A 12,463-nucleotide genomic window follows, 5' to 3' on the forward strand; every position below is an offset into this window, starting at 1 on the left:
TCGGGTGCAGGGATGGGCGTCAACGCTGCGCAGGAGGCCGGGGGTAACACCCCGGCCTTTCCGCTCACGCTGGACGAACAGGTCACGCTCGGCTACGCCAGCCTGCCCCAGCGCACCCCGCGCGCCTACATCGGCGCCTCCATCGTCGGTGATCCGTGCGAGGCCCTGCTGGCGCTGAGCCTGCGGGGATTCCCCGACGACCCGCCCGCCGGCCGTCAGCTCCGCATCTTCCGTGACGGCCACCGGATCGAGGACGACGTTCTGTTCGATCTGCGCCTCGCCGGCATCCCGGTGCAGGCCGTCGATCCCGCCACCGGGGAGCAGTGGGAATGGAAGCTCTACGGCGGCCATGTCGTCTCCCATGCCGACGGCAAGGTGGAGTGGGAGGAGCGGCTGCGGGTTCTTGAGGTCAAGTCGATGAACAAGGACCGCGCACGCCGGGCCGAGAGCAAGGGCGTGCGGGTGTCCGATCCCAAGTATTACGCGCAGATGCAGTTCCTGATGGGCATGAGCGGGATACCGTCCTGCCTGTTCGTCGTCTACTGCAAGGACAATAGCCGCTACAACCCCGCCGAAGTGGTCGAGTTCGATCCCTTCTTTTACGCCGCGCTGCTGGCGAAGGTGGAGCGGGCGCTGAGCAATGAGGCCGTGCGGCTCGGCGCCACGCCGGAGGCCTGGACGTGCGAGCTGTGCTTCAAGCGCTCGTCCTGCTGGACCCCGCCCGCCATCGCACCCGACTGCGCCAAGTGCGCCGATGCGGTCCCGGTGGTCGATGGGGACCGGCAGTGGTGGTGCAACCGACACGACCGCGAGGCGGTGAAGCCTTGCGAGGCCTGGACCCTCTATCGACCGAGGAACCGGACATGAGCGAGCAAACCGATTTGGAGGGCTGGCTGGCCGAGCGCGCGATCTACGGCTGGCTCGGCAAGCTGCCGGAGGAGCTGGTGGACGCGCCGCCCGATCTGATCAAGCGGTGGAAGGCGCTCAGCCGGCGGGCCAAGGCGGTGGCCGAGAAGCGCTTCAGCCCGCGCAAGGTGGACGAGGCCAAGGCCGTGGAGCGCGACCGCGCAGCAATCATTCAAGAGGCCAAGGACCGAAAGCGATGACGAAGCTCACCCCCATGCCCCTGGCTGACCACATTGTCGAGCTGCGCAAGCGGGCCGCCGATCTGGCCGAGCGGATCGAGGTGGATGAGAGCGAGTGCAACAGCCTGCGCCGCCGCCTCCAGCTCCTCGCCCGCTACCCCAACCTGGAAGACGAGCGCAACGCCTGCGACACCAAGCTCCGCGCCACGGAGGCGGAGGTCGCCGGCATGCGGCGGCGCCGGGAATACATGCTGGCCGAGCTGGAAGGCGCCCGCATGACCTGGAAGGAAGTCAGCCGATGATGGACGATCAGGAGCTTGGCACCCTGAAGGCCGGCCCCGGCGGCACCGTGCTGGTGGAGCATGAGCCCACCGAGCTGAAGCACGACGCCGGCAAGGATCCGTGGCACCTGCTGCCGTTCGACGCGATCCGCTGCGCGGTGAAGGTGCTGGCCTTCGGCCGGGCGAAATATGGCAGCCGGTCGTGGGAGCGCGGGATGGAGTGGAGCCGGGTCTATGACGCGGCGCTGCGCCACCTGACCGCGTGGCACGAGCGGGAGGAAGCCGATCCCGAAACCGGCTTCTCCCACCTGTGGCATCTTCTGGCCTGCGTCCTGTTCTTGACGGCCTACGAGCTGCGGGGCAAGGGGACCGACGACCGGCCCCCTCGCGATGAGCTGGTGGGGGGTTAACTCCCCCACCCGCCTCCCCAGCCGTTGCTCCAGCCGGCACCCCAGCCGCCGGCCGTCTTCTTCCGGCCCTGCTTCTCGCCGGCCAGTGCGTCGACAATCCCCTCTCGCCATCCGGCCTGCTGGCCGACGAAGGGGATACGGGCCACCGCAGACCGCGCGCCCGTCCGTTCCTTGCCGTTGCTGCCGTCGCCCATCAGGGCCTGCTGAAGGCCTGCCGCGACATTGACCCCATCGTTGAAGATCAGCGAATAGGTCGGGCCGAGGAAGGTGCCGGCGATCCGCTGCTGGCCGAACGCGCCGTTGTCCATCTGGTCGGCCGTGTTCCACAGGGCGTCCGACACGAGGCCAAGCCCGCCCAGGTGGATGATGCTCTCCAGCCACCAGCCCGCCATCTTGTCGTAGGGCGTATTCGGATCCAGCCCGTCGATCCCGAACTTCTCCGCGATCTTCGCCAAGCTGCGCTCGCGCGGCGAACGGGCCGGCGTCTTGCCGTCCTCCTCATAGCCGCGCGACTGCGCCACGTCCTTGATGGTCGCCGCCGCTGCGCCGCCGGCCGCACCCACCGTCCCGAGATACAGCAGCGGCCATGGGTTGCCGTCGCCCGTCGGCCGGCGCAGCGGCCCCCAGGCGTGGCGCCCGTCGCCCGGCAGCGCGTCGTAGGCGTCCACCAGAATGTCGCGCATGGTGCGGCCCATCAGCAGCGGGTAGGATTTGAGTTGGAACAGGAGCCCGCCCCACCACGTCTGCGCCCACATCGGGATCTGGTCGCTGTTCGGCTCGAAGATCGTGTTGTTGGAGAACTTGATGAGCGCCCGCTGCACGGTCGGATCACCGAACGCATCCTCCAGCGAGGCGTTGCCGGTAACGAAATCCTCCAGGCCGTAGTCGCGCAGGAAGCGCATCGACTGCCGGAAGGCGCGGTTCTGCTGAACCTGTCCCGGCACGTAGTTGCCGCGCGCCCGCCGCACCTCCGCCTTCATCGCCTCCCATCCCACGATGGCCGAGATTTCCCGGTTCATGCGGGTCCACTGGTTCAGGCCGGTGGCGTTCATGAAGGCCTGCTGGACCTTGTGGGCCAAGGCGCCGCCGGGCTCCGATCCGCCCATGCCCTCGATCTGCGAGCGGACCAGCTCGCTGATGCTCACGCCGATGTTGCGCATCGCCACGCGCTGTTCGGTGTCCTGGCCAATGTGGCGGATGCCGGCAAGCCACGCCCGCATGTTGCCCGAGCGGATCAGCGGCATGACCAGATCGGACAGCGAGGTCAGGGTGGTGTAGCTCAGCAGCGTGATGGAGTTGATGGTCTTCACCGCTTGCGCGCCCTGGCGCAGGGTCCGGTTGTCGCCCATCACCGGCCGGCCGGCCGCCCGCTGCGCCGCCGCCAGAATGTGATCGGCCTCCACCGGGGGCAGGCCGTGCGGCTCGCCATCGAAATCGCGCAGCGCCGCGGCGATGGCTTCGGCCCGCTTGGTGAAGGTCGGGGTGGGGTCGTCGGCCTCGCGCACGATCAGGTCGCGCGCGGCCTCCATGCCGTTGGTGCGCACCTCCTGCATCGCACGGGTGATCAGGTCGATGGCCTTGGGCCGCACCATCGGCGCCGCCAACACCTCGGTCGTCTCCTCCGTCTCGATCCCGTTGGCCGTGATGTAGCGGGTGGCGTGACGCATGCGCCGGCCCGTCTCCAGCAGCTCAATCGCCGCCTGCGGCCCGAGCTGGGCCACGCGCAGGTAGTCGTCAACCGCGTGGCTGTTGATACCGAAGCGCTTGGCATTCTCTACGCGGAGAGTGGAGTTGCGGGCGTAGCGCGTCACGGTCCCCATCAGGTGCGGGTTCATGAACCGCTCCAGCTCGTCCAGGTTCGCCTGGAACCGGGGGTCCTGAAGGCGCAGCATGCGCTGGAACTCATGGTCGGCACGCGCGCGGTTGGTGCGCGCCGGCCCCGGCAGGTAGACGCCCTCCTGGTCGATCAGCTTGGTCACCAGATTGCGGGCGCTCAGCAGCGCCTCATCCGGGGTCAGGCTGCCGCGACGGTAGGGGTCCAGGCTGGCCTCCGCCATGAAGTAGTTGGCGAAGCCCTGCGCCGCCCCTTCCGGGTCGCGCGCCAGCAGCTCCGGCCCCCACACCTGCGGGAAGTAGTGCTCTCCAGCATCGCCCACGGCCAAGCCCGCCTCACGCTGGCGGGTCAGCTCGTCCCGGAAGAACTGGCGCACGTCCTGTGCGACGGCCCGCTCCTGCGCCGACAGCTCGTTCCAGGCCGCGGCGTCGCCCGGCCGGCGCAGCGCCCGGACGATCCGCGCGTGGCTGGCCGGCTGCGCCGACGGCGAGGTGATGGAGTTGAAGTAGCGCCGCATGACGCCCGGCGCGTCGGGCAGCTTGATGGCGGCGTTCCACAGCGGCATGATCTTGCGCGCCACGCCATTGTCGACCGCCTCATAGATCCCGGTGCCCTCCACGGGCGAGATCATGTCGGCCATCCAGTTGGCCCCGAAGCGACGCATGCGCTCCGATCCGCTCAGCAGCAGCCGGCGGCCGAAGGCGCGCACGGCATTGACGTCCGCCTCGCTGGCCGTCCCGCGCGCCGCGCGCAGAGCGGCCCGGACCATGGGAGCGTCGGCGCCCACCTGCTCCAGCGCGCCGATCATCGACAAGGCCGAGTTGACGGACAGCTTGTCGCCGGCCTCGGCCATCGCCTCCAGCGCGCCGCCGGTCAGCGTCGGGGCGGGAATGTTGGCGCGCACCTCGGCCTTGGAACGGTCGAAAGCCTTGGCCTCCACATGCTTGATATGCTCGGGCTTGAAGATCACCACCTCGTCGGGGTGGATCGCCCGGCTCACCTCCGATCCGGTGTCGGTCGAGGTCGCGACCAAGCCGTGATAGCCCAGCTCCGACAGGGCCTCGTTCAGCGCCGCGCGCGCCTGCACGTTGTCCGGGTCGCTGCCGTACTGGCGGGCGAAGGCGGATACCAGTTCGGTATAGACGCGCCCGCCGGAGAACTCGTCGCCATCCTCCAGCAGCCGCCCGGCCAGGGCGTTGACTTCCTCGGGGTCGAGGATCTGGTGCCCCTCCAGCTCGTTCAGCAGGCGGGCCACCGCGCCGTCCTCGTCGGCGCCGTAAAGCGTTTGCTCGCGGAAGTCCATGTAGCGGGACATGCGGACATAGACCGGCATGACGTAGGGCTCGGGCGTCACCTTGAAGCGGCGCTCCAGCTCCTCCGCCAGATAGTCCCGGCGCCGGGTCAGGCGCTCGGCGCCGGCACTGCCGGCCTTGGCCTTCCCCATGCGATCGGTGGTCGCCAGATAGTCGGCCATCATGTCGGCCGCCTCGCGCACCGCCTCCTCGCCGCCTTGGGCGCGCAGGCGCGCGGTGTCGGACGGCGACAGGGCGCCGCGGCGCGAGTAGGCGGTGGCGAGGCTTTCACTGGTGGTCAGGTAGATGCCCGGCCCCAGCTCCCCGGTTTCGGAAGGCTGGAACGCGAAGTCGTTGCGCGACAGGATGCCGCCGTTGGGGCTGCCATGGTAGAGCACCTTGGGCTTGCGCCCGTCCCACCCATAGCCGCGGTCGGTGAACACCTCGATCAGCTTGCGCCGCGCCGGGTTGACGGCAGCCGACACCTGCTCGGCCACGGCCGCCGCCTCGCTCGCCGGCACCCGCGCCCGCTCGCCCACGCTGTCCGCCGCACGCCGGCCGCCGCCGATCATGTCGCCGTAGAGGGTCAGCGAGCGGTAGACCTGACGCATGCTCTTGCGCCCGATCAGGCCGTTGGTGAGATAGGCCACGCGCTGCACCACGTCGTCCAGCAGCCGGGAGAGCCGGCCGCGGACAGCCAGGTCGAAGTCGCCGCCGCTGTTGCGCTTGGCGAACACGTCATCCTTGACCACCCGCTCCTGAAGCCAGCCGGCCATGCCTTCGGAGAACCATTCCTCCGCCCGGCCCATGTGGTCGAGGTTGCTGTATTCCCGCTGGATGCGGGTCGCCGTGGCGTCGCCGTTGGCAACCGCCTGCCGGTAGGCGTCGCGCACGAACACCCGGTCCTCGTCCGACAGGGTGCGCATCGCCAGATGCCCAACCTCGTGGATCGCGTCGCCGGCCGTCGCGACGCCACGGGTCAGGCCGATGGCGGTGTCCGCGAGGCCCTTGCCCACCCGCCCCAGCTTGCGGCGGATCGCCGCCACGGCCGGATCGGTCAGGTCGAGGAAGGCGGCCGTGACGCCGGCCGGCGGGGTCTGGCCGGCCAGCCGGTAGACGGTGGACGCGCTCATCACCAGCGAGCCGTCCAGCTCCCGCCGCATCTGCTGAGACAGCAGGTTCAGCGCGCGGTAGATGATGGTGCGCTGCGTCGCCTGCACCCTCGGGTCGCTGTGGGTGATGAAGTCGGCCAGCACCTGCATGGAGGCCGGCGCGCCGCCGGGGATGCCGTCCATGGTGGCGCCGTCGCCACGGTGGCCGCGCTCGCGGATCGCCGCCTTTGCGACCGGCCCACCGGCCGGCGGCTGCATCGGCAGATCCTCGCCGCGGCTCCAGATCGCATAGCTCACCTCGTCGATCCGCTTGCTGTCGGCCGCCCGGATCGCGCGGCTCAGCTCGCGGACCAGCTCGGGGCCGGTCATCTGCGTAGTTTCCCAATCGAGGCGAACCGCCTTGATTTCCGGCTTGGCGAGCTGGCGCCGGTACAGCTCGGCCGCGGTGTTGCGGTAGCCCTCCGATCCCGGCTGCGCGGTCAGCAGGCGCTCGCGCAGTTGCGCCTCGTTGGCGTCGATGTCGGGCAGGCGGGTTACCGGCAGCTCGCGCTCCGGCGCCGGCTTGCTCGGGCGCGGACGGGTCGTCTCGGCCGCGGCGTCTTCGGTCGCCTGCCTGACCGCCTGCTTGGCCTTGCGCTCCACGACCTTGGTCACGGTCTGCGCGGTCTGGCTCGGCCGCACGGTCGCCAGATCGAAGGCCGGCTTGACCTTCGCCATGCCACGGGCCGCCCGCTCCAGGGCGCTCTCCGTGACGTTCAGCAGCTCGGCCGCCCGGCCGGCGAGGTCGATGATCCGGTCCTCGCGCGCCACGGCGTCGTCGGTCGCCAGCGACCGCTGAAGCCGCTCGGCCATCACGTCCCAGGTGCCCAGGTCGCCGTTGTCGTCAATGTGCCGGGCGATGGCCTCCTCGTCGTCGGCCGAGCCGATATGGCCCAGCTCGCCGTCGTCCATGGCCTGCTCGCGCTCCAGGAACTCCAGCTCGGCGTTCCGGTCCATCTTGGTGTCGGCCGGCTTCTCGCCGCGCAGCTCGGGCAGGGCGTCGTGGATTTCGCGCGAGAGCCCGAACGCCAGCCGGCGGATCGTGTCGCCGCGGCGCAGCGAGCCGTCGGCCGCCTTGGTGGTGAACTGGCCGTCGGGCACCTTGCCGCGCAGGACGCCCAGCTTGGAAATCATGTCCAGGCGGACCTTGATGCTGTCGCCGCTGGCGCCGATCAGCTCGTCCAGCACGTCGTCGGCGGAGAGCTGGCCGGCGGCATAGCCGCGCAGCTTGTCCTCCAGCCGCTCACGGTCGGCGCCGATCCGCTTCGCCAGACCCTCGGTGCCGGCCGCCATTTCCCGGCCCACCCGCGCCGGCTTCACGGCAGGCGCCACCGCCGGCACGTCCTCGCCGCGGATCGCCGCGAAGGACATGCGGGCCTCGTCGCCAAAGGCGCCGTCCTTCACGGTGCCCTGGACGAAGCGCTCCATCGGGCTCCTGCCCGCCAGCCGCGCGTAGGCGGCCTGCGCGTCGGGCGCCTCGGCGTGGGCCTTGTTGGACAGGACGCGCAGGGTCTGCGTCTGCTTGTCGAGCAGCGCGAACCGCTGGCCTACCGGCGCAGGGCCGGCCGGCAGTACATCGCCGCCAGCAGCAGCAGGACGAGCGGCAGGTGCAGGGTCAGCAGCAGGGCGCGCAGCAGCAGCGACCGGCTGGGCAGCGGGTCGAGCGGGGGCGCCGGCCGGCGCACTGGCCGGCTGAGCGCGGGGCTCGGATCGGGAAACAGCGGCATTGATCTCCTCCCGCAGCTTGATCGGATCCTGGTGCGTCTTGAAGCGCTCGTAGGCCTGCTCGATCAGCGTCTTGCGGTCGGGCAGCGAGCCGACGGCGGCCTGGGTGTCGGGGGTGATTTCACCGCGGCCGGCGCGTTGGGCCAGCGTGTCGGCAAGCGCCTTGCCCTCCAGCGCCGGGGCAGCCTCGCCGGCACGCGCGGCGGCGGCGACGTTCTGCCCGTGCTCGGCCAGGGCGGTGGAGACGCCGGCCGTCTTGCCGCGGCCGATGGCCTCCGCGACCTGACGGTTGTAGTAGGTCTTCGTCATCGAGCTGGGCACGAAGCGGGGGCCGTCCTTGCCCTCGATCTCCGTGCCGAGCACGTAGACGGTTTCGCCCTTCTTCACCCGCACCCCGTCCTGGGAGACGTGGCGCTTGGCAGCCGTCACCTCGCGAACGACGCGCACCTGCGGCTTCGCGATCCGAGCGGCGTTCTTCTCCGCCTTGCCCGCATCCTCCCGCCCCTTGTCGCGGCGCAGGATGCCGCGCTCGTCGCCGGCCGCGTCGGTGAACGTGAAGTCAGACGGCTTGACGATGTTGGAGACGGCTTCACCGGAATCGGTGTCCGGGACATAGCCGTTTTCCAGCATCTGCGCGGAAGTGCGCGGCTGCCCCTTCACGCTGGCGCGCTCGGCCTCGGCCGTCGCCAAGTCGATCCGCTGCATCGCCTCGGCAATGCGCATGCCGGTGGCGCGCTCTGCGAGCTGGCGCTTGACGGCCGGGGAGACGGTGGCGCCCTTGATGTTGCCGAGAGCCCGCACCAGCTCGGCCCGCAGCTCGGCCTTGATCGGGTGATCCGGGACGTTCTTGATCAGCTCGTCCACGTCGGCGCCCAGCGGGTCCTCGCTGGCACCGGCCCGCTTGTTGGCCTTCACCGGCCCATCGGCCGGGGGCTCGTTGGACAGGATCCGGTCGAAGATCTGGCGCATCGGCCCGCCGTTGCCGCGCTCCAGCAGCGCGTCATCCAACACGCGGGTGGCGCCCGGCGCCGGCTGGCCCGGCTCCGGCATGGGCGACGCCAGACGGTTGGCGTCCACCTCCTGGCCCATGGTGGTGGCGCCGATGGGCTCGCCCTTGGCGGCGGCCGGCGGGTTGGCCTGAAGCTCGTCCAGCGCCCGCGCCATGGGGCCGGGCTCCTTCGGCGCCGCCGTCGGGGCTCCGACGCCAAGGGCCTCGGCCTGGGCCAGCTCGTCGGCATACTTGGCGCGCACAACGTCGTGCAGCGCGTCGATCACGTTGGGGTCGTCTACGTCGGGCGGCAGGAGGTCCAGCACCTCCCGCTCAATTTCGGCCTCGATCTGTTCGACGCTGCGGCCGGCCGGCGCCGGGGTGGCCTCTGCCGGAGCCGCCGGCCCCGGGCTCGCACCTGCCGGTGCGTCGGCAGGCGCGGCGTTCTCCGCAGGCGCATCCCCCGTGGTGCGGCTGCCGGCGCCGCCAAGACGTTGGCGCAGCTCCTCGTCACCCATCGTCATGAGACGGCGCTGCTCGTCCTTCATGGCGATGATCTGCAATTCCAGCTCGGCCGCCTCGCCGGGCTGCGCCTTGGCCTTGCGCTCCTCCAACGCCGCAATGGCGTCGGGCATGCGGCGGGCGGCTTCCACCTGCGCCTTCAGGCCGGCCAGATCGTCGCGCCGGGCCAGCAGCTCCTCGTTGGCCGGATCGTCGCGGAGCTGGTCGAGAATGTCATTGCGCTCGCGCTCAATCTCCAGGGACATGGAGCCGTAGCGGTCGCGCGCGAGGTCCACCGCGGCGGTGTCCGGGGCCTGGGGCGCCGCGGAACGGAGAGCGTCTTCCTCGTAGGCGCGGTCACGGATGCCGGCCTCGCGCGTGGTGTCGGCGGCCAGGGCCTCCTCGTGCAGGGCGGTTCGGCTCGGCGCCTCGCCAATCCCCTCGGTGTTGGTGCGCAGCAGGCCCACGCGCTCGGGATCGACGGACGCAATGTCGGCGTCGCTCCAGCCGCGGGCGCGGAGGTCAGACGCCAGACGGGAGGCGTTGCGGGCGCCAATGCCGCCGGCCGCCCCGCCCAGCACGCCGCCGACCACGCCGCCGAAGATGCCGCCGGCCACCGCATTGCCCGCGGCCTCGGTCAGATTGGTTTCCGACCGCAGGCCCAGCTCCTTGTCGCGCTGCTGCTGCAACAGGCTGGCGACGCCGCCGGCACCCGCGTTGATCGCCGCATCGGTGGCGGCGCCGCGCTTCATCGCCTGCCACGCCGCCTGCCCGACGGTGCGGCCAGCCATGCCGGCGCGCGCGCCGACCTTCAGGCCGGCCGAGCCGGGGATGAGGTTGGTGGGGTCGAGCAGGCCGGCGGCCACGTTGTCCAGGACCGATTCCGACAGGGGCCGGCCGCCGGGCTCGCCGGCATCGGGCATGCGCTCCCACACCCGCTGCAACACGGCCAGACGGGCGGCGTCCTGGTCGCCCATGGTGTTCTTGTCGTAGATGTCGCGGCCGATGGACCAGATATTGCCGTTGCGCCAGCGGCGGTCGCGCGCGAACTCGCGGCGCACCTCTTCGTCGTCCGAGAGATTGATGCCGTCGCGGCGCTGGTAGAAGGTGCGCAGCGTGTCGAGGACGCGCTGGTCGTTCAGCAATTCCTGCGGAGCGATGTTGTCGATGTCGGCCAGCGACATGGGTTTGCCATGCTGGGCGTCAGCATCGGCTGCGGCGGCGTTCATGATTTCGACGATGCTGCGCACGGCGGACCATCCTTGGATCAGGGATGGCCCACCGTGCCGCCAGATCAGGGACGGGTCGTCCCTCGCGTCACTGTCCGCGCAGGAAGGCGGCGAGCTGCTGCGGCGAGACGCCCACCCGCGCCGCCTCTTCGGCCAGCACCTTGGCGGCGCCGGCCGTGTCCCTCGGCTGGAGGTCGCCCATGCGCATCTGCGCGCGCGTGGCCGCCTGTGCCAGCGGGTTGCCGGCCGCAGACGGGAGCCCGCCCATCATCGGCAGGGTCGACACGGTGTTGCGCGGCACCCCGAAGTCTTGCGACGTGACCGGCGCCGGCTCGGGGTAGCTCCCCGTGGCTCCGGTATAGGTCAGCGCGTCGAGGCGGCCCTTCAGCGCGTTGACCGCCTCCATCGCCTTGGCGAGCTTGTTCTCGTCCACGATGACGCGGCTGCCCGCCGCATGCTCGCGGTAGCTCTGCAACTCCGCCTCGGCCGTCCTGATTTCCGCGCGCAGCTTGTTCTTGAAGCTCTCCAGGAACTCGCTCGGCGTGGCCTTCTCCGGCTCCTTGAACCCCTCAACGCTGCCGCGCATCAGGGCAAGGGCGACGTTGGGCGGCTGCTGCGCCAGACGATCCACCGTGTCGAGGGTGGCGGCGGTTTCGTTGAGCCAGGACAGCCTCTTTTCCACCTCCGGGGTGGCGAAGGGTGGCGGCAGCTTCATGCGGGCGTTCAGTTCCGTGCGGTAGGCGTCGCTCGCTGGGGTGAGATCCTTCACGTTCTGGAGCACGTAGGCCTGAATGTCCTTCGGCGTCTTCTTGCCCTGGCGCAGGGCGTCCTGGATCGCCGGCACGATCTGGCTTGCCATGTGCGGCGCGGTCTGGCCGAAGCCGGCGGCGACGGAGAGCGCGGCGGAGCGGGCCTGCGGATCCGTGGTGGCCCCTTCAAGGATCGAAGCGGCACCCTTGGTCAGGTATTCCTCCCCGAACTTGACGTCCTTCGCCCACTGCTGATCGAAGCTCTTGGACCGCGCTTCCTGCCAAGCCTGCTGGTTGGCGACGACGCCGAGCGGGCCGGTCATGGAGGTGGCGCTGATGATCTGATCGGGGGTGATCTTCGTCTGGTACTGGCTGTTCACCAAGTCGATCACGCCCTTCAGCGCCTGCGCCTTCTGGTCCGGCGGCAGGGCGGCGGTGGACGGATCGGTCAGCAGCTTGGCGGCCGGGCTGTTCAGCACCGCGGTGGTGGCGGCCAGCTCGCGGCTCATGCGCCGCTCCTCCTCACGCTCGCGCGCAGCCCGCTCGCGCTCGGCCCGGCGCTCGGCCATGTCGGCAATCCGCATGCGCTTGTCGAACTCGCGCAGCTCCCAATCCTGGGCATTCTTTGCGACGTGGGCCTGGATCGCCTGCCGGGCAATCTCGGCCGAGCGCGGCGACAGCTTCGACAGCATCGGCTCGGCCGCTGCCATGTCGCGGGCGCCCGGCGCCATCGCCATGAAGTCGGTGGCGGCGGTGCGGGCTTCCGCGCGCGCCAGATCGTCGCGCTTGCGGTCGAGGCGCGGCAGATACTTCTCGTCCCAATAGCCGCGCAGGGTGGGGTTGAGGTTCTTGACCGCCTCGGCCGCGATGGCGGAGGTGTCGTCATTCGACAGCAGCTTGTCCTTCAAGAGCTGGTCGATGTAGGCCTCGCGCTGGGCGTCGGCTTGGTAGCCGGTCATTTCGCGCTGGAGCTGTTCGTCGGCCAGCTTGGCGGCGTTCTCGTCCGCGATGCGGCCAAGCATCTGTTCCGCCGGCAGCCCGCCCCGGAAGTAGTTCTGGCCGTCGGACAGCTTGTCGGCCATGCCGCGCAGATCGTCCAGCGTGGCGTGAGGATTGTTCTTCCTGAACTCCTCCCACACCCGCATGTTCTCAATGCGCCGGTTGCGCGAGCGCGTGTCGTTGTCATCCATGCCCTGAAGGAATGCGGGCGCAAACATA

Annotated in this window: 6 protein-coding genes; 4 read left to right on the top strand and 2 right to left on the bottom strand. The window is 70.4% G+C overall.

The annotated features are described in order from the left end of the window. Positions 1-12: 12 nt before the first annotated feature. From TSH20_RS19335 to TSH20_RS19350, 4 genes are read left to right on the top strand one after another with little or no spacing between them, the layout of a single operon-like run. The gene (locus TSH20_RS19335) at positions 13-867 is read left to right on the top strand and encodes a hypothetical protein (RefSeq protein ID WP_109076240.1); all 855 of its coding nucleotides are present in this window, start codon (positions 13-15) and stop codon (positions 865-867) included. Next, complete coding sequence (locus tag TSH20_RS19340; protein WP_109076241.1) at positions 864-1,106, top strand: hypothetical protein; 243 nt, start codon at positions 864-866, stop codon at positions 1,104-1,106. The genes TSH20_RS19335 and TSH20_RS19340 overlap by 4 nt, the downstream gene beginning before the upstream one ends. Further along, the gene (locus TSH20_RS19345; protein ID WP_109076242.1) at positions 1,103-1,387 is read left to right on the top strand and encodes a hypothetical protein; all 285 of its coding nucleotides are present in this window, start codon (positions 1,103-1,105) and stop codon (positions 1,385-1,387) included. The genes TSH20_RS19340 and TSH20_RS19345 overlap by 4 nt, the downstream gene beginning before the upstream one ends. Then, entirely contained in the window at positions 1,384-1,776 is a 393-nt protein-coding gene (locus tag TSH20_RS19350) for a dATP/dGTP diphosphohydrolase domain-containing protein (protein WP_109076243.1), read from the top strand. The genes TSH20_RS19345 and TSH20_RS19350 overlap by 4 nt, the downstream gene beginning before the upstream one ends. Here TSH20_RS19350 and TSH20_RS19355 read toward each other — a convergent pair. Continuing rightward, positions 1,773-10,517 (bottom strand): hypothetical protein, encoded by an 8,745-nt coding sequence (locus TSH20_RS19355; protein ID WP_109076244.1) that lies wholly within the window; start codon positions 10,515-10,517, stop codon positions 1,773-1,775. The genes TSH20_RS19350 and TSH20_RS19355 overlap by 4 nt on opposite strands. Positions 10,518-10,584: 67 nt before the next feature. Continuing rightward, complete coding sequence (locus tag TSH20_RS19360; protein WP_146205365.1) at positions 10,585-12,435, bottom strand: hypothetical protein; 1,851 nt, start codon at positions 12,433-12,435, stop codon at positions 10,585-10,587. Between the last annotated feature and the right edge of the window lie 28 nt (positions 12,436-12,463).

It is taken from the genome of Azospirillum sp. TSH20 (assembly GCF_003115935.1).
Lineage (GTDB): Bacteria > Pseudomonadota > Alphaproteobacteria > Azospirillales > Azospirillaceae > Azospirillum.

What these genes read in the sequence shown, in the direction of transcription:
- TSH20_RS19360 (WP_146205365.1), bottom strand. Translation starts at nt 12,435, where the DNA reads ATGGATGACAACGACACGCGCTCGCGCAACCGGCGCATTGAGAACATG.
- TSH20_RS19345 (WP_109076242.1), top strand. Translation starts at nt 1,103, where the DNA reads ATGACGAAGCTCACCCCCATGCCCCTGGCTGACCACATTGTCGAGCTG.
- TSH20_RS19340 (WP_109076241.1), top strand. Translation starts at nt 864, where the DNA reads ATGAGCGAGCAAACCGATTTGGAGGGCTGGCTGGCCGAGCGCGCGATC.
- TSH20_RS19350 (WP_109076243.1), top strand. Translation starts at nt 1,384, where the DNA reads ATGATGGACGATCAGGAGCTTGGCACCCTGAAGGCCGGCCCCGGCGGC.
- TSH20_RS19335 (WP_109076240.1), top strand. Translation starts at nt 13, where the DNA reads ATGGGCGTCAACGCTGCGCAGGAGGCCGGGGGTAACACCCCGGCCTTT.